Genomic DNA, 23253 nt, shown 5'->3' on the forward strand with positions numbered 1-23253 from the left:
AAATAAAATATGGGTGAAAATACAAAAATATTTTGCAAAAGACATTTTCAAAATAATTAGGAAAAAATTATGAAATCACGGGTTTAATTCTTATTTCAATTTTCTACTAATCAGTATTAATTATAAAAATTCATTTGCCAGGTTTGCTAGTTCAGATCTTTCGCCTTTTTCGAGTGTAATATGAGCATAAAGAGCTTGATTCCTGATTCTATCTATTAAATATGAAAGCCCGTTACTTTGAGTGTCAAGATAAGGTGTATCTATTTGAAAAACATCACCCGTGAATATTATTTTTGTGTTTTCTCCTGCCCTGGAAATAATGGTTTTAATTTCATGAGGAGTAAGATTTTGGGCCTCATCCACAATGAAAAAAATATTGGAAAAGCTTCTACCCCTGATATAAGCTAATGGAGTAATTACGATTTTTTCATTTTCAATCATTTCATTTATATTCTTCTGCTCTTTATCTTTTTCGCCAAACTGGTTCTTTATAAATTTCAGATTGTCCCACAAGGGTTCCATATATGGGTTTAATTTTGATTTAATATCTCCCGGTAAATATCCTATGTCCTTATTACTTAAAGGCACAATTGGTCTTGCCAAATGAATTTGCAGGTAGTTCCTTCGCTGTTCAAGGGCACCTGCCAGGGAAAGCAGCGTTTTCCCTGTTCCTGCAACACCTTGTATTGTCACCAACTTTACATTTGGGTTTAAAATAGCATGCATTGCAAATGCTTGCTCCGCATTTCGTGGGGTAATACCAAAAGCAGAACTCTTAGTTACCCTTTCAAGATTGCCACTTAAACTATTAAAATAAGCCAGAACAGATTTTTGGTCACTCTTTAAAATGTAATAATGATTAGCTGAAACAGCACCCTTAATGATTTTATTTGAATCACAGAAACCCTTTTCATACACCTCATCAATTATGCTTTCAGGCGTTTTTTCAATAATTGTTTTACCTGAATAAAGATCTTCTGGAGCCTTTATTTTTCCTGTTTCATAATCTTCGGCAGTTAAATTAAGCGATTTGGCCTTTATTCTTAAATTTATATCCTTGGTTACCATTATCACTTTTTTTTCTGGAAATTGTTCAGAAAGATAAAGTGCGGCATTCAAAATCCTGTGGTCGGCCTTATTTTCTCCGAAAACTTTTTGAGCATCAATGGAAGCATTCTCATTCATTACTATTTTGAGCCTTCCTAATCCTTTTTCCTTAAAATTTATCCAGTCCTGAAGTGTGCCTTGGCCTGAAATCTTATCAATAAAACGAATAAATTCACGGGCCTCAAAGTTTTTTGTATCATTCCCTTTTTTGAAATTATCAAGCTCTTCAAGTACTGTTATGGGTATTGCTACATCATGTTCTTTAAAACTTTTAATAGAATTATGATCGTATAGAATTACAGAAGTATCCAAAACAAAAATTTTACTGATCTTTTTCATGGCTTTATTCTATATGGGATTAAAAATAACTATATTTTCACATAACTGTTAGGTGATTTAAAATAAATAGAATTTTGTTTTTTGAGTTTAAAAAATTCAAACCTTATGTTGGGCTATCTATGAACCAAAGTTAAAGGAAATAAAAGGAACAATAAAAACATTGGACTAAACTAATTTTTCAATTTTCACTGTGCTGTAAATAGTATCTATAAACAAATATAGTGAAATCAGGAATTTCTGAAAAGCCACAGATTTTCATTTGCCAATCAAATTAGCAATGAAAATAAAGATTTTAGCCTATTTCCTTTTATTTTTTTATTTTTACTGCCTTTAATAAAAAACATTGCTGATGTTCGAACTAATAACAAATTTTCCACAACAACTCCGGGAAGCAATAAAGATAGGAGAAAGTGCAAGTTTAACAAAGGCCAAAGTACCCATATCCAATATAGTGATATCAGGACTTGGGGGGTCAGGGATTGGAGGAAGCATTGCATCACAATTGTTTGAAAAGGAAAGTCCTGTTCCAATTACTGTAAACAATAAATATTTTCTACCAGCCTTCGTTAATAGTAATACTCTGGTTATTATTTCTTCCTATTCCGGAAATACTGAAGAAACTATCTCTTGTATGAAGGAGGCAATGAAGAAAAGTGCAAAAATTGTTTGCATTACTTCAGGAGGAGCAATTGCAGAAATGGCAATTAACAACAAACTTGATTTTATTAAAATTCCAGGTGGAAATCCTCCACGCACATGTCTTGGTTATTCATTAACCCAGTTAATGTATATTCTTTCTTTCTATGGAATCATAAGTCCATCCTTTAAAGAAAAATTAAATGCAGCCATTGAATTAATCATTGATCAAAAACCTCAAATTATTGTAGAATCCAAGGCAGTTGCTGCAAAACTTTTACATAAATTACCTGTTATATATTCTGTTTCATCCGGAGAAGCCATTTCAATTCGATTTAGGCAACAACTCAATGAAAATGCGAAGGTACTTTGCTGGCACCATGTTTTTCCAGAACTCAACCACAATGAACTTGTTGGCTGGACAGAAAAAAACGAGAACATGGCTGTTGTAATTTTCAGAAACAACACCGACTTTATAAGGAACCAAAACAGAATTGAAATATCAAAACAAATAATTGCACGTTATACTTCTACAATAATTGAAATATTTTCAAAGGGCGAATCCAATATAGAGCATGCCATTTACCTGATTCATTTGGGAGATTGGATATCCTATTTCCTTGCAGATTTAAAAGGCATTGATGCAGTAGAGGTTAAAGTTATCGACCTATTGAAATCAGAGTTATTAAAAAGTTGAGGTGTAAATGCAGCGAGTAGAATTCAGGGATCTTGGATTAATTGATTATAAGCAAGCCTGGGACCTGCAGGAGAAAATTTTTCAACAAATAATTTCAGAAAAAGTAAAAAACAGGGAACTCCTTCCAGAACAACAAAAAAAAACGCCCGGCTACTTACTATTTTGTGAACATCCCCATGTTTTCACCCTTGGAAAAAGTGGCTCAGTAGACAATCTGCTTATTGATGAAAAGGGATTGGCAGAAAAAAATGCAACTTATTATAAAATCAACAGAGGGGGCGATATTACTTATCATGGTCCAGGTCAACTTGTGGGTTACCCCATTCTTGATTTAGATAATTTTTTTACAGATATTCACAAGTACTTGCGTTATCTTGAAGAAGCAATTATTCTAACACTTGCTGAATATGGAATAGAGGCTGGCCGTTTTCCTGGCTATACAGGCGTTTGGCTTGAGCCAGAAAATCCTGAAAAAGCGAGGAAGATTTGTGCCATGGGAGTAAGATGTAGCAGGTGGGTAACCATGCATGGTTTTGCCTTTAATGTAAACACCAGCCTTGATTATTTCAACCTGATTGTTCCTTGTGGTATAAAGGATAAGGATGTAACCTCAATGAAAAAAGAACTTAATGGAGATGTTGATATCATTGAGGTTAAAAATAAATTAAAATCACATTTGGAAACACTTTTCCATATGGCCCTTTTTGATTAAATTGTATTTAGAAGAAATTAATGAAAGCACTGAAAAAAATATTGGCGGTAGTATTCCTTGTAATTGCTCTTGCAAATGTTCTGGTTTTTGTTTCGGGTAATACACATTTGTATAAAGCCATTGCCAACACTTATTTTAAAGGCCGCTCGGGACCTAGTATTACAGAATATGGAATTTTTTCGAGCCGGGAAATAAAAAATGGAACACCCCAGCCGTGGAATTTAAGTACAAAGTACAACACTGGCAAAATAGATGAAAGCCTAAAGGAGCAAATGGAAGCTTTGGAAACTGTATCTCTTCTAGTGATCCGGGATGATTCAATAAATTTCGAACAATACTATGATGGATTTGATAAGGACATGAAATCAAATTCTTTTTCAATGGCAAAAACTATTGTTGGAATATTAACAGGAGTGGCTTTAAAAGAAGGTCAAATCAAAAGCCTTGACCAACCAGTGGGAGATTTTTTGCCGGAATTTAAGGAGGGGAAAAAATCCAAAATAAAAATCCGTCATTTATTAACAATGAGTGCAGGAATGGATTTTGATGAAGATTACAAAAGTCCATTTGCTTATCCTGCCCTGGCTTATTATGGTACAGATTTACGATCCCTTACTTTAAAATACAATGCATTGGAAGAGCCTGGGACCATATTCAGGTATTTGAGCGGAGATACCCAGCTTCTGGCTTTTGTGCTAGCTGAGGCCACAGGTAAAACAATAAGCGATTACGCTTCAGAAAAATTATGGAAACCCATGGGTGCCGAACATCCTGCTTTTTGGAATCTTGATTCTGAAAATGGCGTTGAAAAAGCATACTGTTGCTTTATTTCAAACGCACGTGATTTTGCAAGACTCGGGAAATTGTATTTAAACTGGGGCAATTGGCATGGAAAACAAATTGTTGACTCTACTTTTGTAGCTGAATCTATAATACCTGCAAAATTGGTTGATAAACAAGGAAACAGCAACAAAAATTATGGTTTAAAATGGTGGTTGGTAAAATATAAGGAAATGCCAATATTTTATGCTCGTGGAATTCTTGGCCAGTATATTATTTGTATTCCTCAAATGAACATGATTATTGTGAGGCTAGGACATAAAAGAGAAGTAACTTTACCGGGAAACCACCCCTCAGATTTATTTGTATATATTGATGCGGCTTTACAGGCCCAAAATTAAAATTTTCTATACATTACCAAAGAAATTCTTCTTTCAATAAAAGTAGAATTAGTAAGTTATTTAATAGATTACATTGTATATTTTAAATTAACGAATGTAATTTTATCGCATTTATAAAATGAAAAAAGATATTCCTGTATTAGAAGTTAAAGATATTGCAATTGCTATTGTTAAAGAGGAAAACGAACTTGCTCAAACCATTTGGAATGTTTACATGCTCAATTTAAAAAACATGGAAATAGAAGGAGTGCTTGTAACTTCTAAGGGTTATGGAATTGTAAATGAAAAAAAACTAACTACCTCCACATTAAGACATTTCTTAGATAAAATGGCACCCATGTCATACATGAAAATTGAACCTATAATGGAAGATGTTTTCAAACTGAACAATGAGTACTGGATAAGTTTTTATCAAAACAAAACATTGTTTGATAAAAAATATATATTTTTAGCTGAAAGCGTAACCCAGGAAAACCTTATTACCATTCCCTTAATAAACAAACCTGGAGTAATGATAAAATGAAATGCTGCAATTAATTTTGCAGATTTCTTCAATATAATTTCCTCCTTCAACAGAATCCTTTCTGCTCTTTTCCCAATTTTTCCAGTATAACCCATTTGATCAAAGGTCTCTAATCTGAAAACTTCCTGATTTCCATTCTTGAATCTCCGTTAATTTTCCTGGATTGTTTTTTCTGTGATTTTCCTTCCTAATATGATTGGTGTAAATACAGTAGCGGATTACAGCACCAAACCAATAACCGTGGAAAAATAGGAGGTAAAAATTTATACACTTTGGGAGAGGGAGAAGAGCTGTTAAATAATTTTTCTTAGCTCTATTTCAAAGGCTTTGAAGATAAAAAGGGGAGTTATTCCACGAAATGGCACAGAATTTTCACATTCCCTTTCCTTAAAAACTTAATAGAATTCATCTGCCATTTACCGGCTCACCACTACTTTTTTTATCAATCTTTCCTTGTCCGTTTGCAGCTCCACAAAATAAACTCCCAGTGCACTCCTACCCCCGTACGCTAAGCTGTGGGGCCAGCCTGTGGGAAGGGCTTAGTGTGGAGCCTATCCTGTAACTTTTAGTTACGCTTGCAGCATGCCAAACCCCCGTAGGCTAAGCTGTGGGGCCAGCCTGTGGGAAGGGCTTCGTGTGGAACCTATCCTGTAACTTTTAGTTACGCTTGCAGCATGCCAAACTTCTTTTGCCGTATTAAATCCCATTTTAAAATAGTTATATGTATGTCAGAGAAGTATAAAACAGATAGCGAAGGCTTATACTTTGTCAGTTTTAGTGTTGTTGGTTGGTTGGATATTTTTGTAAGAAGAAAGTACCAGGATATTTTAACAGATAGTATAGCATATTGCCAGAAAAATAAGAACCTGAAAATTTATTGCTATTGCATTATGCCCAGCCATGTTCATTTTATAAGTTATTCCCAGAACAAAGAATTATCAAATATTTTGAGGGATTTAAAAGCATTTACCGCTAAACAACTAATAAATGAAATAGCCATGCACCGAACAGTGCACAAACGCTAATGAATATAACATGGCTATACCATATGACCTTTAAAAAACAAATTATCTACATATGAAATTATGGAAAATCCACAGGAAAGCCGAAAAGAATATCTTTTGAATCAGTTCAGACATTATGGAAAAATAAGTCCGCAGAAACAAATTATGCAGTTTTGGAAACACGATAATCATCCATTTTATTTATATAGCAATAAAATGATCCAGCAGAAAATAGATTATATTCATGATAATCCGGTTGAAGCAGGTTTTGTAAACTATCCTTATGAATGGAGATTAAGCAGTGCAAATGAACAAAGCCCTATAAAATTAAATGACAGGATTTTTGGTTGGCTGCAAGTGTAACTATAAGTTACAGGATAGGTTCCACACTAAGCCCTTCCCACAGGCTGTCCCGACAGCTTAGCGCGTACGGAGTGGGTGAATTAATAGGTTAATTCATAATAAGTTGTGTCAAAAGCAGGGTAAAATATTTCAAAATGATAAGTAGTTGAAAATTCACTGTTTTTATTTATATAATACTATCTATAGATACTCCGATCAAACGTTCGATACTATTTCCATATAAATCTGTATAAAATCCTAATAAAAAGCTATCACTCTCATCAAAAGGTTGTGTGTTTTTAATATGAAGCTTCAAGTAAGCCTCCGGATTAATATAAAGCAGTGTTTTTTTCCTTTTGTCTGGCGAACATTCATCTCTTGCCCCTCCTTCCACAGAATCATAATATTTTTCTTTAATTGCCTTCATAGTATAGTAGTAATCGGAGGAACCTTCAAACTCCATTAAGAAATGACCATTCTTATCGGTTTTTATTGTTTTGGTAACAAATCCTCCAGAACAGCTAAAACATCCACTTTTATTTGCAATTAATATAACTGTGGCATCCGCTATGGGCTTGTTCGTAGTTTCGTCATAAACAGAACCTTTCTCTAATACCTTGTTGCAGTCTTTCTTTTTGCAGGAGAGCAGGAATTGGAAGACAATCAGAGCAAAAAAGATATATTGTTGATTTTTTAGCATAAAATACAATATTTAAAAGACGAAGATAGAACTGTTTTTTGGAATCCTAAAAAATTAAGTTTTTTAATTCTTTTATTATAATCTATATGATGAACTGCCAATTTCGCTCAATAGTCTAAACATTTTTCATATCTAAGCATTGCAGGCACTAGCGCTGGATGAAAACAGCTCTTTGACTTTTGCCAAAGAGTGTTGGGTCTGTGTGGTTGAGGCAAAAGGCAATGTGTTGTTTTGTGTATTGTTGGATTTCGATTTTTTTGGTGCCTGAGGAAAAATTAAATTACGAAGCGTAGGGCTGCTACGGTATTTGAAAATTGCAGAAAAATTGCTGAATGAATAAGGCAAGAAAGGCCACCAATCCATTCTGTGAAGCGAATAAAAAGACTGTCGCAGAACTATTTATTATCTGTAAACCATTGCAATTTTCATTCATACAAAAATTATACAGAAAAAGGCTTTTTAATAAATTGTAAATTCAAAAAAAATCTAAACAGAAAAAAAAATTAATGTAAAAAGAAAACCATAACTTTAAGTAACATCATTAATTAAAAAAATCAATAAAATGCTAGAGCAATTGAATTTGGAAAATATTCTTTTTCTTGATATTGAAACAGTTCCTGAATACGAAACCTACCAAATACTTCCAGAGGAATTAAAACTTTTATGGGGACAAAAGGCTTCCTTTCTTTCAAAAGACGGATCAACACCTGAAGATATTTATGACAGAGCTGGCATTTATGCTGAGTTTGGAAAAATTGTATGCATTTCAACAGGAATTTTAACCAGGGAAAACAACTGGCGTTTTAGGATGAAATCTTTTTCCGGAGAGGATGAAAAGCAGTTGTTAAGCGATTTTATCGAATTGTTAAACAGCCATTACAACAAACCAAAACATCTTTTATGTGCACACAGTGGTAAAGAATTTGATTTTCCTTTTATAGCTAGAAGGATCTTAATAAATGGACTTAAATTACCAGCCGCTTTAGCTATCGCAGGGAAAAAACCTTGGGAAATCCCTCATCTTGACACCCTGGAACTGTGGAAATTTGGAGATTACAAACACTATAGTTCATTAAACCTTCTTGCAGCAATCTTTGGAATTCCTACTCCCAAGGACGATATTAATGGCAAGGATGTTTGTAAAGTTTTCTATGAGCAGAAAAATCTGGAAAGAATTGTTGCCTATTGCCAAAAAGATGTATTAACAGTAGCGCAATTGATTTTAAAATATAGGGGCGAAAATATTATTGATGGCCAGAACGTTACAATAGTTAAGGGCTAACTATTGCAAGCATTTTGAATTCCAAAGAAAAAATATGTTTTTTGATTCAATATTTTCACTTTATATTCGCCAATTAATTAATTCTATTAAGCATGTATAAAAAGATAATAATCCGGCTATTTTCAGTAATACTATTTGCTGGGATTTCTTCATGTAATCAAACATCTGATTTATCAGAATATGGTGAAACATTTGAAAAAATCATTTTAAGTAAAGATGGGTCATTCAGAAGCATTAATATTGGAGAAAGCATTGAAGCAGTAAAAGCTAAGGAAACAGGAAATCTTGTTGAGGAAGATACGGATTACCTGCATTATGATGTTGAACTCAACAAAACTGATTATTACAATATTACATATTATTTTGATGGCAGCGGATTGTATGAAACCATGTTTGATGCAACTTTTGATAAAAAATCCAGCGCAGAAGAATTATTCAAAAATTTCAGCGCTTTTTATTCCAACCAATACGGGGAGCCGAAAAATGAAGAAGGTTTTCATATCTGGGAGACGAGTTCAGCTGCATCAAAAAAAATAGAAATAGCCTTGTCTAACAATAGCGGGGGTACAGAAAACGGATATATTTCATTGATTATTTCCAATTACGACTATTGATTGTTTCGCTAAGAGCGACATTAATCATTTGAATAACTGCATTGGTCGTAAAACACATAAAAACAGCAATAATTTATTGATTGTAATGTTCCTATAAGCTACATTTACAATCCTTTAAAAAATTTAACGCATTAATGGAAAAGCAGCCACTTCTAGAAGTAAGAAACTTAGTTACTGAGTTTAGAACAGAAGACGAGACAGTTAAGGCTGTTAATGATATATGTTTTACATTACACAAAGGTGAAACAATAGGCATTGTAGGAGAATCTGGTTCAGGAAAATCTGTAACTTCACTTTCGGCAATGCGGCTTATTCCCAATCCTCCGGGAACCATTACAGGTGGTGAAATGATTTTTTATTCTAAAACTCGTGGCCCTGTTGATCTTGTAAAGCTTTCTGAGAAAGAAATGAGAACTTTCAGGGGGAATGAACTAGCCATGATTTTCCAGGAACCAATGACCTCTTTGAACCCTGTTTATACCTGTGGAGATCAGGTTATGGAAGCCATAATGCTACATCAGCATATTGGTAAACAGCAGGCAAAAGAAATGACAATTTCTCTTTTCAAGGAAGTTCAACTTCCTCGTCCTGAAATAATTTTCGATACCTTTCCACATCAAATTTCCGGTGGGCAGAAACAAAGGGTGATGATTGCAATGGCAATGTCATGTAAACCTTCAATTTTAATTGCAGATGAACCAACTACCGCTTTAGATGTAACTGTACAAAAGACAATTCTTGAACTTATGAGCAAATTACAGCAGGAACATGGTATGGGCCTGCTATTCATTACTCATGATCTTGGTGTAATTGCTGAACTTGCTGACAGAGTATTGGTGATGTACAAAGGTAAAATTGTAGAGCAAGGTTCTGTCCTGGACATTTTTGCAAACCCCCAACATCCATATACAAAAGGCCTTTTGGCTTGTCGGCCTCCATTAAATAAACGCTTGAAATGGCTTCCTACAGTTTCCGATTTCATGAAAGTGGATGAAGTAGGAAACATGTCTGAAAGTGCACAAACTATTGATGAAGTTATAACTAAGCTTGTTATTACTGACCAGCAGCGTGAGGATAAACACAAGGAACTATATGCTCAAAAGCCCATCCTTCAAATAAAAAACCTGAAAACTTATTTTCCAATAAGCCAGGGATTATTTGGAAAGGCTAAAGATTTTGTAAAAGCTGTTGATGATGTTTCTTTTGATGTTTATCCAGGGGAAACGCTTGGCCTTGTGGGTGAATCAGGATGTGGAAAAACAACATTGGGAAGAACAATTTTAAGATTAGTTGAACCTACAGAGGGTGAAATTATTTTCAACGGACGTAACATTGTTGATTTGAATACCAAAGAACTTCGTGAGATTAGAAAAGACATACAAATAATTTTCCAGGATCCTTATTCTTCATTAAATCCAAGAATTACCATTGGGGAGGCAATTATGGAACCAATGCAAGTGCATGGTATATTACCAAATGATAAAGCAAGGAAAGAAAAAGTAGTAGAATTATTAGAACGGGTAAACATGAATCCAAATCATTTTTACCGATATCCACATGAATTTTCAGGTGGACAACGTCAACGTATTTGTATTGCCAGGGCTTTGGCCCTTAATCCTAAATTTATCATCTGTGATGAATCCGTTTCGGCACTTGATGTTTCTGTTCAGGCACAGGTTCTGAACCTGCTTAATGAGCTACGAAATGAGTTTAATTTTACCTATATTTTTATTTCCCACGATTTATCTGTTGTAAAATACATGTCTGATCGTATGGTTGTGATGAATCAGGGGAAAATTGAGGAAATGGGTGATGCTGATCAGATTTATTCAAATCCACAAACTTTATATACTCAAAAACTTATTGGAGCAATTCCAAAAGGAGAAATTGATGATATTAAAGCTTCAATGGAAAGAAAAAACAAATTGAGATTTATCATTCCTCAAAGTAAGCCAACTTCTCTTCAGGAGTAATTTTACAAGATTCTTTTTTAAAGAGTTCATCTCTTTAAATTAACCATTTTCACTATTTTCTTATTATCCATTTAATTACAAAAATGGTACAAATTGCCGCCAGGGAAGCAGAGAGCGCATATAAAAAATAACGCAGATTCCCCGTTCCAAGGGAAACAACAAGAAATAGCAAGGGGAATAAAATTAGGATTACTTTTCCAAAATTTTTAATGAATCCGGTCATATTAATAGCGTAGATCTTTTAGATGAAGCTGTAGTGTTACTTCTCCCATAAAATGATTTTCTTCAATAGAGTAGCAAATATCAAAAGGCTCACCGCTTCTCATTTTATTTTCATGTTCAGCCATATTAAAGCCAATTGCAGCGAAACTTACAGAAGGATTATTTGGTTGAAAAACATTTATTTTCAAATGAAGATCTTTTAAAATTCTGGTTGTGTTTTCTTTGCAAACCACGCCTTGTGAAACAAACACAGGACTCATATTTTCCGGACCGAAAGGGGCTAACTGTTTTAGAATTCTCATGAACTTTACAGAAATTTCTGATAATTCAAGCTTTGCATCAATTTCTATTCTTGGAATCAGCAGTTCTTCATCAATTAATTCATCCACTATCTTTTCAAATTTTTCACTAAAAGCCTTTATGTTTTCCAGCTTTATGGTAAGCCCTGCTGCATATTTATGCCCTCCAAATTGTTCCAGGAGTTCACTGCACTTGTCTATGGCATTATGAACATCAAAGTCTTTTACAGAACGTGCAGAACCTGTGGCAAATCCATTTGACTGAGCCAATAGAATAGTAGGCCGGTAATAGGTTTCTGTAAGCCTGGAAGCAACTATTCCAATTACACCTTTATGCCAATCCTGATGGTATAAAACAGTGGTTTTCCTGTTTATCAAATCTTCATCAGTTGAAATCATTTCTAATGCCTGTTGAGTAATGCTTTTATCCAGTTCCTTTCTTTTAATATTGTTTGCATCAATGATTAAACCTGTAGACTCAGCAAGTTCCTTTTCCTTGGATATTAACATTTCCACCGCTTTTTTTCCACTGGAAATTCTCCCTGCCGCATTTATTCTGGGCCCTATAATAAAAACCACATCTGTAATTGTAAGTGTTCTATTAATGTTGTTTTTTAAAAGAAGTGCTAAAATACCTGGTCGCGGATTTTTATTTAATTGCTCCAAGCCAAAATGTGCCAGAACCCTGTTCTCTCCTACAATAGGTACAATATCCGAAGCTATGCTTATAGCCGTCAAATCCAGGTATTGAATTAGATTGCTAAAAGCAATATGCTTTTTTTCACAATATGCCTGCACTAATTTAAAACCTATTCCACATCCTGATAACTCTTTAAAAGGATAATTGCAATCTAATCTTTTGGGATCCAAAACAGCTGATGCATCAGGGAGTATTTCACCGGGAAGATGATGATCACATATAATAAAATCAACGCCCTTTGTATTTGCATATTCAACTTTATCATTTGATTTAATTCCGCAATCAAGGGCAATGATCAATGAAAAATTATTTTCAAAGGCATAATCAATTCCTTGAAATGAAATGCCGTAACCTTCGGAATAGCGATCGGGTATATAATAATCTACGGCAGGATAAAAGGATGAAATGAATGAATACACCAATGCAACTGAGGTTGTTCCATCAACGTCATAATCCCCATAAACCAATATTTTTTCTCCACTCTTTAATGCTAGCATCAATCTATTTACAGCCTTATCCATATCCTTCATTAAAAAGGGGTCGTGTAAATGATCAAGGGAGGGACGAAAAAAGGATTTTGCTTGTTCAAAATCAGTGATTTTTCTTTGAACAAGCAAATTTGCTAATATTGGATCTATATTTAATTCACTCGAAATTCTTTCAATAGACAATTGACTTCCAGGCTCTTTTACAAGCCATCTTTTTTGTCTAATTTTATTAAGTAACTGCATTTTTCAAAATTAATAAAACCGGATTGGCATATGCCTAAAATTAAACAATAAATATTAACAATTGAATCAAATCAATAAGGCACAAAAACACAGGTAGTTATTAAAAATAATATAGCTACAGATGTTAAATTAGAAACCAGGGTAGAGAAGAATTAATAAACGAATAAATTCCATACATGAAAATCAACCGTATAAAAGAAACCTGTCTTTACGTGAAAAATCTGGAAAGCACTGAAAAATTTTACACTCAAATTATAGGCCTTGTTACATACAGCAAGGTAGTGGGAAAACATATTTTTTTTAAAGCAGGAGACTCAATGTTGCTTTGTTTTTTAAAAGGAGTTACCAAGGAACAAAGCAATCTTCCATCACATTATGCAGAGGGGAAAATACATTATGCTTTTGAAGTAGATGTAGATGAATATGAAAATTGCAGGAATAAAATAAAATTATCCCATATAAAAATCGAACATGAACAAAGTTGGAAAAACAATTTAAAGTCCTTTTATTTCAGGGATCCTGATTTACATTTGGTAGAAATTTTACAGGCAGGGATTTGGTAGGCAAAGAGCAATAAGAGGTTATTTAGAGAAGTAAAAATTACTTCCTAAAATACCCTGTTTAAGGTATTCCGGATGAAACAAATACAACATATCTTTGTTTTCCTTAGATATACAATGGATACAATCGATACATATTCCGCTTTACAAGCTCCTCAGGAATTAACCTGTGCCTGTTTTTCATTCGCTTTTGAATGTAAAAAGAAAAAAAATTGTTGTAAAAAACACAAAACAGCTAAAAGATGTAAAAGCTGTCCGGATAGGTAATCCCTTTAAATTTTTAATTACCTATTATTTAAGCATTCCTAACCTAATTAGTTTAAGTTAGCAGAAAAAACGCTTTGGAATTCAATCAAACCCTAAACTTCTATTTAATAAAAATACTCCAGGGCTTATTTCGAGTATAATTAAATACTGGTTTTTGCAATTCTGCTTATTACTCCGGAATAAATAGCTGAAATTTCGAATGCACCCCTTCTTCCTGTGTAGGCTCCCAGGTAGGAAGAATTAATATCATAACTGATCCTATACACATTTGCTCCCTGCTTTACTCCTGCATGAATTATTATTGCATCCTTATTCCTGTATCCAAGGCCAAAAATAATATCATATTCGGTATCTTTTAACTTATAATATGCAAGTGCACCGATATTCAATTCAGTTGCTTTTGCCTGCATCATAAATAAAACAAGAGGGCTTACTGAAATTTCATTATTAATTGTGATATCAGAACCTGCCGAGAAAACAAAGCGCATTGGCATGCGGCTCTTCTGGGCAGTAAAGGATTCATTAGGCATAGTAAAGTGATAAATTGAGAATCCACCAAATGGCTTAACTTTCTTTTCTTCGTCACGGTATTTATAGTAGATCCCCAAATTTCCATCAAGTTTAAGAAGACTGGTTCTGTCAAAATACTCTCCACTGGATAATCCTGGATCAAATCCTCCATCAGCAGTTGAAGAATATTGATTATCAAACAACATACTCTGAGGATTAAAACTCTTTTGAAAAACACCTAATTGCAATCCTGCAGAAAGAAAATGCTTTTCAGTTGGATCATCCATTATTTGATATGCGCCAGAGAGCATGAAATTTAAATTATTGAAACTAGAATTACCTGCCCGGTTATTAATTATGTAACCACCGATTCCGTATCGTTTATGCACCCTGTCATAAGCCAAATAACCTGTATTAAATGGCTTACCCAGTGATCGCCATTGTTGACGAAAATCGCCATAAATACGGTAATCTGTTTTTTTATCCCCTAAATACATTCCTGTTAATGCAGGATTGGAATATAAGGTAGCGGCATCATACTGGGAAAGGTGAAAATCCTGTGATTTTGCTGCTTGACAAAGCAATAAAAAAGCTGCTGTAAAAAATATATTTATCTTCATAATATTAAATTATCTTAATAATGTTACATCTCCAGACATTTTCACATCCTGGTTATCAGAAGTTTTTCCTACAATGATATAAATATATACCCCTGCTGGTTGCTTGACTCCATTTATTGTTCCATCCCAACCTGTACTTTGGGTGTTAGTCATGAAAATCATATTTCCCCATTCATTAAACACCCTAAAATCAAGTTGAACAAATGGTCCTCCACGTACATAGAGTACATCGTTTCTTCCATCACCATTTGGAGTAAAAGCATTGGGAATTGCCACAGGACCATCAGTGGTAACTGGCTTTTCAATTAGGGTTAATATAGTTTCTGTGGAATCAGTACATCCTTGAGCATTTAAAACTGTAAGAAGTACTGAATATGTTCCGGGTAAAGCATATTGATAAGTGGAATTCTCAGTAATTGAACTATTGTTATTATCATCATAATCCCAAATCCATCCAGTTGCACCCGTAGAAGTACTTGTAAATGCTATTTGTTCTCCTACATAATGAGGGGCAGCAGATACATCAAATCCTGCCAAAGGAGAGCCGGAAACTGTTACATTATTGGAAACGGTATCAATACACCCATTTGCAGTTGTAATGATAAGAGAAACAGTATAAGTAGCTGCATTTGCATAAGTATGTGATGGATTTTGCAAAATACTTGTATTCCCATCACCAAAACTCCATGCCCAATTTGCACTATCATTTTCCGCAACCAGGGTAATATCAGAAAAATCAGCTTTAAGACCAGAACATCCGGCAACAAAAGTAAAGCCTGAATTAAGCGGTTCCTGAACTGCCACTGAATCGTTTACTGTTGCAACACAGCCAGAATCAGATGTAATAGCAAGGGTGACATTATAAGTCCCATAAGTAGCATAAGAATGGCTTGGGTTTTGAATTACTGCGTTCCCATTATCACCAAAACTCCAATTCCATGAAGTAATGTTGCCGGAATTGATGGAGGAAATATCATTAAACTGAATCCCTAATTCTCCACAATTCAAAACAAAACCGAAAAGAGCATTGGGTGTTGAATTTACCGAAGCTGTTTGAATCAAAGTATCCTTACATCCGGAATTATTCGTTACTACAAGCATAACATTATAGTTCCCGGCTTGAGAATAAGTATTGCTAGTGTTTTGTGCTGAAGCAAATGTTCCATCGCCAAAATCCCAACTCCAACTTACAACATCTAAACTGGATCCGTCAGTAAAAGAAACTTCAGAACCTGAACAAATCGTTGGAAAGGTAAAATCAGCTACCGGATTATTACCAAAGGTTACCAGGAAAGAATCTATTTCTGCAAAACAATTTCCATTGTCAAAGGATTCAAGGTAAATGGTTACAGAACCAGCGGATAAATCTGCCACAGAAGGAATATATTCACCAGTAAGCGTTAAATTATCAGGCATAAAGCTTCCTGTTCCACTTGATGACCAAATGCCCCCTGCTGCAACAGAAACAGTTCCATTAAGTAGAATTTGATCATTCTGGCAAACTGAAATATTCTCGCCTGCAAAAACCTCTGGAGAAGGAGAAAATACTACCTGAATGGAATCAGAAACTGGTAAGCATGAATTTGTTGCTGAAAGCACTATATAAATGCTACCTGCGCTAATATCTGATGCTCCCGGGGTATAAATAGCATTCATATTTGTGTCATCATCAAATGATCCTGAACCATTCATTACAGACCAAACAGCGGTACCTGCTCCTCCAGTAATTGTTCCTGACAAAACAATTACCGCATTGTTTGAACAAACTATTGTATCATTTCCCGGATTTAATTGAGGAATTTCCTGAATATAAATAACAACAGTGTCATTGCTTGTTCCACAACCAGAATTACTAGTTGCTTCAAGAATTAAAATAACAGATCCGTCAATGTTATCCTGGGGGCTTATGAAATACTCAGTATTCATAACACTTTCATCTGTAAAGGTACCAGATCCAAGCGTAGACCAAATACCACTACTGTTTCCAGTTGCCGATCCATTCAATTGGACCTGTGTGGTTCCTTCACAAACAATAATATCATTGCCAGAATTTGCCAATGGAAGTGAGAAAATTTCAATAACAACATCATGAATGGCCATAGCACATCCTCCTGAGGCTGAAATTGTATTTGTAACAGTATAAACACCTGGTGTACTTGTTGTTAAATCAATTTCACCACTGAATGTATTTATAAATTCTAAACCTACAGGTATCGCAGTGAATACACCTGGGCTAGATCCAACTGGAAAGTCAGCAAGCAATGAACCTGTTCCCTGACAAAAAGGACCCAGATAACTAAATGTAGCATCAGGAGAATCAGTTATTGTAATTAATGCTTCTGCTGTATCAGGGCAAGTTCCATTGGTTATGAATGTTATAACATAAGTATCAAGAGCTGAAGCTAAAACATCAATTTCACCTGTAGAGGTACTTACAAAAACAATTCCTAGTGGATTTGCTGAAAAAATACCGGTTGCTCCAGAAGATACGATGGGAATTGCATTTGAACCAGTAACGCAAAATGTTCCTGATGTAAAATTAAATGTTGCATCATCCTTATTAATTGTAATAGTCATTTGACTTGAAGCTGCGATACACGAACCTGCAGGATCATCGGTAGTTAAAGTAACTGTAACAGTTCCTGCTGAAATATCACCAATTCCTGGAGAATAAACAGCATTCAAATCATTTACAGAAGGATTAAAAGTACCATCACCAGAAGTTGACCATTCTGCTGAAGTTGCAGATCCACCAAATGATCCTGAAAGGGTAGCATTTGAACCTTCACAAATTGTTTGGTTTATATTAGCACTAACGGTTGCTGATGGATCAATAGTGATTAGCACATTATCTGTTGCGGATGGACAAGGTCCTGTTGTGGTAAGTGTAATACTTACAAAGCCATTTGAAACATCTACTATTGAAGGTGTATAAACAGCATTTAAATCTGAAGTGGAGGAATAAGTACCACCAAGAGATGACCATTCTCCTCCTGTAGCTGAGCCTCCAATTGTTCCACTTAAATTTACTGTTTCTCCTTCACAAATAGTTTGAGGGATACCAGCATCAGCTGTTGGAACAGGATTTATTGTTATTGTAAGTGAATCTAATGCCACATCACAAGGTCCTGGAGGATTATCTGAAGTTAAATAAATAGTAACACTACCAGATATAATATCAGCAAGAGAAGGCGTGTAAGTAACGGTTGGATTTGTTGAATTTGGAGTAAAATCTCCTGTTCCTCCGCTCCAGTTTAAAGCACTAGCAGTTCCACCGAATATTCCGGATAATTGAATTTGATCCCCTTCACAAATTTGAGTTTGAGTTGCAGAAGCAATCACAGATGGTTCTTCAAAAATAGTAACAGAGAATGTTTCCTGAGCTTGAGCACATCCACCTGCAGGAGCAATAAAATTGGTAATGGTATATGTTCCAGGTGTACTTGCGGATAAATTAATTTGGCCGGTGTTAGTACTTACAAAAGACAATCCGGATGGAGAGGCACTATATACTCCTCCAGAAGCACCTGTTGGATATACAGGAAGCGGATTTACATCCCAAGAACAATAAGGAGTATTATAACTAAAAGAAGCGTTAGGTGAATTTGTAATAGTTAAAGATTGAGTACTGGAATTTGGGCAAGGTCCTGCTGTTGTAAATGTAATTGTATAAGTACCTAAAGATGATTGGCTAAGATCCACTTCCCCTGTTGAATTGTTTGTAAAAATCAATCCTGCTGGAGATGAAGTGAATGTTCCTGGTACTCCGCCAAAGGTTGTTGGTACAGGATACATTCCGGTTAAACAAACAGTTCCTGAAGAATAAGCAAAAGAAGCATTATCAATATTAATAAGAATAAGCACTGTATCAACAGCTGATTGACATACTCCTCCTGGAGAATCTGTTGTTAGAATTATTACTGCTTGACTCGCACTTACCTCTGCAGGAGTGGGTGTATAAGTAGCACTCATATTACTGTTAGAGGGTGAAAAGACCCCATTTCCAGTCCAGATAGCGGAAGTGGCAGAACCCCCAAAAGAACCATTCAGGGTTGCAGATTGGCCTGAACAAATGATAATATCACTACCGGCAGAAGTCGTGGCTGCGGGATGAACTATAATAACAAATTCTTCACTTGCTTGTGCACATCCACCATCAGCAGCAATAAAATTGGTTATGGTATATGTTCCAGGAGAACTTGTACCTAAATTTATTTCACCTGAGGAAGAATTTACAAAACTTAGGCCTGAAGGACTTGCACTAAATGAACCTGCACTTGCACCAAGGGGAAAAACCGGCTGTATATTAGTTCCGAACTGGCAAACATCTGTCACAAAACTAAATGACGCATCTGGCGCATTGGTAATAGTAACAACTTGGTTTGCAGTGTTAGGGCAAGGTCCATTGGTTGTATACGTAATTGTATATGTTCCTAATGTGCTATTAGCTAAATCAATTTCTCCTGTTACAGTGCTATTGAAACTCAATCCTGCAGGAGAAGCAGAAAATGAACCAGTAAAACCTCCTGTAACAGATGGTGTTGGGTTAAATCCGGTAGCACAATAAGTAGCTGAAGAATATGCAAAGGATGGATCATCCAATGGAGTAATATTCACAGTTACTGCGGTTGAAGGACCTTGACAAGAGGAGACAATTGTACTTACATTGTAAGTTGTTGCAGTGGTTAGGGCTGGAGAATTAAAAGTATTACCCGTACCTAATAATGAACCACCTGAATTATACCATTGATAAGTTCCTCCTGGTGCTGTTGCTGTCAATGAAGCTGTTTGGCCATAACATATAGTTAAACCCGTTGCTGTAGGAGCATTAGGTAGAGGTGTTACTGTAACAGTAACTGCTGTTCTACCTGTGCTGGTGCAACCATTCATGGTAGTTTGAACATAATAAGTAATGGATGAAACTAACACAGGAGTAGTATAGGATGAACCTGTATTCAACAAGGATCCTCCAGTTACATCATCATACCATTGATAAATTCCACCAGGATTTGTTGCAATTAAAGTAGCACTTGTTCCCTGACAAATAGTCGCATTTGCAACTGTTGGGGCTACTGGATATGGATAAACCGTGACTATTACCTCAGCTGCAGGGCCTTCACATCCATTGATTGTACTTGTAACATAAAAATTGGTTGTTGCATTTAAAACTTGCGTAGTGTATGAACTTCCCGTTTGAAGATTATTTCCACCAGGAGCATCATACCAGTTGTAAATTCCTCCTGGTGCAGTAGCTGAAAGGGTAGAAATTTGTCCTTCACAAATTGATCCATTTAATGCTGTTGGAGATGCAGGAGTAGGATTAACAATTACCTCTACGGAAGTTCTTGGACCTTCACATCCATTGATTATTGTTTGAACATAAAAGCTTGTGTTTACTGTTAGAACTGGGGTTGTAAAAGGATTTCCAGAAAAAAGCAAATTGCCAGCAGAAGGACTATCATACCATTGATATGTACCTCCAGGAGCTGTTGCAGTTAATATAGCTGTTTGACCTTGACAAATGGTAATCCCATCAGCGCTAGGAGCTGCGGGAATAGAATTAATAACAACAGTTATTGTATCAACTGCTGAATTACATGGACCTGAGGGATCATTTGTGGTAAGAATTAGATTTACGAAACCTGCAGTAATTTCAGCGGCAGTTGGAGTATAAGTCATGGCCAAAGATGATGCTGAAGGCAAATAATCTCCATTGCCATTTGACCATGTTGCAGAACTTGCAGTTCCGCCTATAATTCCTGAAACACTGACTGTTTGACCGGCACAAATATTTATAGTGGTACCTGCATCTACAGTTGCAGCTGGATCAATAGTAACAGTATTGGTGGAAGAAGTGGCAATACACCCTCCTCCTGCTGAAATTGAATTTGTTATAGTATACGTTCCTGGTACACTAGCCTGAAGATTTATTTCTCCGGTTGAAGTATTATCAAAAATTAAACCGGCAGGAGTGGCGCTAAAAGTACCAGCGCTTGTTCCGGGCTGAAAATTCGGTAATGGATTGCTAGCAAACTGACAAAAAGGTGTGGCATAGCTAAAAGTTGCATCGGGAGAGTTTGTAATTGTGACTGTTGTATTTTCTGAATCAGGACAAGGGCCATTTGTTGTAAATATAATGGAATAAGTTCCAAGGGCACTTGCTCCAATGTTAATTTCCCCGGTTGATACACTATTAAAGACTAATCCAGATGGTGTTGCTGAAAATGTTCCAGTAAACCCACCTGTAATGCTAGGAGTTGGATTTGAGGCTGTAATACAATAGGTGCCTGAAGCATATGAAAATGAGGGATCATCTGTTGGAGTAACAATTACGGTTACAGCCGTTCTTGAACTTGTACAACTGTTAACAGTAGTCTGAACATAATACGTTGTAGTTTCTATTAAAACAGGCGTTGTAATTGACGCTGCAGATGCTAATAAAGAACCTGCAGTAGCATCATTGTACCATTCGTAGTTTCCACCTGGAGCAGTAGCATTTAGTGTTGTGTTGTTCCCTTCACAAATTGTATTACCTAATGCAGTTGGTGCAGATGGAATCGGGTTAACTGTTACCACAACAGCAGTTCTTGGGCTAGGGCAACTATTTACAGTAGTTTGAACATAATATGTAGTTGTAACATTTAAAACAGGTGTTGTAAATGTAGAACTTGTAGCAAGTAGAGTTCCGCCTGTTGGTGCTGTATACCATCTAACTGTCCCTCCGGAAGTACTCGAAGCGGATAAAGAGGCGGTATTTCCAGCACATATTGTTACTCCACTAGCTGTAGGCGCCTCCGGAGTTGGATTTATAGTTACATTTACACTTCCAGCTGATCCAGTACAACCATTAACAGTAGCTGTTACAGTATATGTTCCGGCATGAGCCAAGGTTGCATTAGAAATGGTTTTGCTTGAGCCAGTAGAAGAATAAGACAATGGACCAGTCCAAGTATATACTGCGCCTATAACTCCTGATGCTGTTAAGGTTATGCTTGAACCTTCACAAACAGGGCTATTAGAAGTAACGTTAGGTATTGCAGGTATAGGATTAACAGTAACAGAAACAATTCCTTCGGGTCCTGTACAGCTACCCACTGTTGCCGCAACAGAATAGGTTCCAGAAGCAGTTGATGGGGCATTAGAAATGGAAGGATTTTGATTCGTTGAAGCATAACTGTTAGGGCCACTCCAAACATAAGAAGCATTTGTAATTGAAGAAGCGAAAAGATTCAAAGTTTGACCGGCACATATTGCCGAATTGCTTGTTGCGCTTGGTGCTGCAGGTGTTAGATTTACAGCAACATTAGTAGTTCCGGCAGATCCTGTACAACCATTAACTGTTGCGGTAACAGAATAAGTACCAGCATTTGCCAAAGTAGCTGAAGTAATTGAAACAGATGGCCCTGAACCAGTAAAACTTCCAGGACCTGTCCAATTATAAACTACAGTTCCTGTAACACCGCTTGCAGTAAGTATGATGCCTTGTCCCTCACAAATAGGACCATTGTTATTCGCTATAGGTGTTGCAGGGATAGGATTAACAATAACAGTTGTTGTTGCTGCGGGTCCTGTACATCCATTAACTGTTGCAGTGGCAGAATATGTTCCTGAATGAGTAATTTGAGCATTCGCAATGCTTACAGAAGTTCCTGATGAGGCATATCCTCCTGGTCCTGTCCAGTTATAAACAGCTCCTGTTACTCCTGTGGCATTTAATGTAATTGTTTGCCCTGCACAATATGGACCTGTATTTGTTGCAGTTGGCGCAATTGGAGAGGGGTTAATTGTAACACTTGTAGTGCCTGCAGGGCCTGTACAACTGTTTAATGTTGCAGTAACTGAATATGTTCCTGCATTTGCTAAAGTTACAGATGAAATAGTAACTGCATCTCCGGAAGCTGAATAAGCTCCTGGCCCTGTCCAATTATAAGTTGCTCCTATAGTTCCACTGGCATTAAGATTTAAAGTTTGACCCGTACAAATAGGACTATTAGAACTTGCTGCAGGAGCTAAAGGAATAGGATTTACTGTAACAAGGGTTGTTGCTGCAGGCCCTGTACATGCATTTACTGTTGCAGTTACAGAATAAGTTCCTGAATGTGTAACCTGGGCATTTGCAATGCTTACAGATGCTCCCGAAGCAATATAGCCTCCCGGGCCTGTCCAGTTATAAGTTGCTCCGGTTATTCCACTGGCAGTTAAAGTTAAAGTTTGACCAACACAAACAGGTCCGG

13 protein-coding genes and 1 pseudogene are annotated in these 23253 nt (G+C 35.9%); 9 read left to right on the forward strand and 5 right to left on the reverse strand.

The window, feature by feature from the left end; genetic code table 11:
* Positions 1-120: 120 nt before the first annotated feature.
* On the reverse strand, positions 121-1446 hold the full coding sequence (locus H0V01_06860) for a PhoH family protein (protein ID MBA2583091.1): 1326 nt from the start codon (positions 1444-1446) through the stop codon (positions 121-123).
* Between the two features lie 349 nt (positions 1447-1795).
* Here H0V01_06860 and H0V01_06865 point away from each other — a divergent pair, with 349 nt between their 5' ends.
* The 5 genes and pseudogenes from H0V01_06865 to H0V01_06885 all read left to right on the forward strand — a co-directional run bounded on the left by H0V01_06865 (position 1796) and on the right by H0V01_06885 (position 6562).
* A complete protein-coding gene (locus H0V01_06865) occupies positions 1796-2779 on the forward strand; it encodes a bifunctional phosphoglucose/phosphomannose isomerase (protein MBA2583092.1) in 984 nt (327 codons plus the stop codon).
* 7 nt (positions 2780-2786) lie between these two features.
* Complete coding sequence (lipB, locus tag H0V01_06870; GenBank protein ID MBA2583093.1) at positions 2787-3491, forward strand: lipoyl(octanoyl) transferase LipB; 705 nt, start codon at positions 2787-2789, stop codon at positions 3489-3491.
* 20 nt (positions 3492-3511) lie between these two features.
* Positions 3512-4672 carry a serine hydrolase gene (locus tag H0V01_06875; protein MBA2583094.1) on the forward strand — a complete coding sequence of 387 codons (1161 nt, stop codon included), beginning with the start codon at positions 3512-3514 and terminating at the stop codon, positions 4670-4672.
* Between the two features lie 118 nt (positions 4673-4790).
* Entirely contained in the window at positions 4791-5195 is a 405-nt protein-coding gene (locus tag H0V01_06880) for a hypothetical protein (protein ID MBA2583095.1), read from the forward strand.
* A 725-nt stretch (positions 5196-5920) separates the two neighbouring features.
* Positions 5921-6562: pseudogene (locus H0V01_06885) on the forward strand (transposase).
* A 166-nt stretch (positions 6563-6728) separates the two neighbouring features.
* Here H0V01_06885 and H0V01_06890 read toward each other — a convergent pair.
* Positions 6729-7241, reverse strand: coding sequence for a carboxypeptidase regulatory-like domain-containing protein (locus H0V01_06890; protein MBA2583096.1), 513 nt, complete (start codon positions 7239-7241; stop codon positions 6729-6731).
* 562 nt (positions 7242-7803) lie between these two features.
* Between H0V01_06890 and H0V01_06895 the strand changes: the two genes are divergently transcribed.
* The 3 genes from H0V01_06895 (at position 7804) to H0V01_06905 (ending at position 11110) form a co-directional block, all read left to right on the forward strand.
* Entirely contained in the window at positions 7804-8523 is a 720-nt protein-coding gene (locus H0V01_06895; GenBank protein ID MBA2583097.1) for a 3'-5' exonuclease, read from the forward strand.
* A gap of 92 nt (positions 8524-8615) precedes the next feature.
* Complete coding sequence (locus H0V01_06900; protein ID MBA2583098.1) at positions 8616-9137, forward strand: hypothetical protein; 522 nt, start codon at positions 8616-8618, stop codon at positions 9135-9137.
* Positions 9138-9271: 134 nt separating this feature from the next.
* The gene (locus tag H0V01_06905) at positions 9272-11110 is read left to right on the forward strand and encodes an ABC transporter ATP-binding protein (protein ID MBA2583099.1); all 1839 of its coding nucleotides are present in this window, start codon (positions 9272-9274) and stop codon (positions 11108-11110) included.
* Between the two features lie 224 nt (positions 11111-11334).
* Here H0V01_06905 and recJ read toward each other — a convergent pair whose 3' ends face one another.
* Positions 11335-13062 (reverse strand): single-stranded-DNA-specific exonuclease RecJ, encoded by a 1728-nt coding sequence (recJ, locus tag H0V01_06910; GenBank protein ID MBA2583100.1) that lies wholly within the window; start codon positions 13060-13062, stop codon positions 11335-11337.
* Positions 13063-13238: 176 nt separating this feature from the next.
* On the opposite strand from recJ, the gene H0V01_06915 reads away from it, so the two are divergent.
* The gene (locus tag H0V01_06915) at positions 13239-13625 is read left to right on the forward strand and encodes a VOC family protein (GenBank protein MBA2583101.1); all 387 of its coding nucleotides are present in this window, start codon (positions 13239-13241) and stop codon (positions 13623-13625) included.
* A gap of 404 nt (positions 13626-14029) precedes the next feature.
* Here the strand turns inward: H0V01_06915 and H0V01_06920 are convergent, their stop codons facing one another.
* Positions 14030-15019: a PorP/SprF family type IX secretion system membrane protein gene (locus H0V01_06920; GenBank protein ID MBA2583102.1), complete on the reverse strand. Its 990-nt coding sequence runs from the start codon at positions 15017-15019 to the stop codon at positions 14030-14032.
* Positions 15020-15028: 9 nt separating this feature from the next.
* The coding region (locus H0V01_06925; GenBank protein ID MBA2583103.1) for a PKD domain-containing protein at positions 15029-23253 on the reverse strand (8225 nt) is incomplete at its 5' end.

The organism is Bacteroidota bacterium, from assembly GCA_013696965.1.
Lineage (GTDB): Bacteria > Bacteroidota > Bacteroidia > JACCXN01 > JACCXN01 > JACCXN01.

Bases quoted from the DNA above. Each gene is read 5' to 3' on its own strand.
- H0V01_06860 (MBA2583091.1), bottom strand. From the start codon at position 1,446: ATGAAAAAGATCAGTAAAATTTTTGTTTTGGATACTTCTGTAATTCTA.
- H0V01_06865 (MBA2583092.1), top strand. From the start codon at position 1,796: ATGTTCGAACTAATAACAAATTTTCCACAACAACTCCGGGAAGCAATA.
- lipB (MBA2583093.1), top strand. From the start codon at position 2,787: ATGCAGCGAGTAGAATTCAGGGATCTTGGATTAATTGATTATAAGCAA.
- H0V01_06875 (MBA2583094.1), top strand. From the start codon at position 3,512: ATGAAAGCACTGAAAAAAATATTGGCGGTAGTATTCCTTGTAATTGCT.
- H0V01_06880 (MBA2583095.1), top strand. From the start codon at position 4,791: ATGAAAAAAGATATTCCTGTATTAGAAGTTAAAGATATTGCAATTGCT.
- H0V01_06890 (MBA2583096.1), bottom strand. From the start codon at position 7,241: ATGCTAAAAAATCAACAATATATCTTTTTTGCTCTGATTGTCTTCCAA.
- H0V01_06895 (MBA2583097.1), top strand. From the start codon at position 7,804: ATGCTAGAGCAATTGAATTTGGAAAATATTCTTTTTCTTGATATTGAA.
- H0V01_06900 (MBA2583098.1), top strand. From the start codon at position 8,616: ATGTATAAAAAGATAATAATCCGGCTATTTTCAGTAATACTATTTGCT.
- H0V01_06905 (MBA2583099.1), top strand. From the start codon at position 9,272: ATGGAAAAGCAGCCACTTCTAGAAGTAAGAAACTTAGTTACTGAGTTT.
- recJ (MBA2583100.1), bottom strand. From the start codon at position 13,062: ATGCAGTTACTTAATAAAATTAGACAAAAAAGATGGCTTGTAAAAGAG.
- H0V01_06915 (MBA2583101.1), top strand. From the start codon at position 13,239: ATGAAAATCAACCGTATAAAAGAAACCTGTCTTTACGTGAAAAATCTG.
- H0V01_06920 (MBA2583102.1), bottom strand. From the start codon at position 15,019: ATGAAGATAAATATATTTTTTACAGCAGCTTTTTTATTGCTTTGTCAA.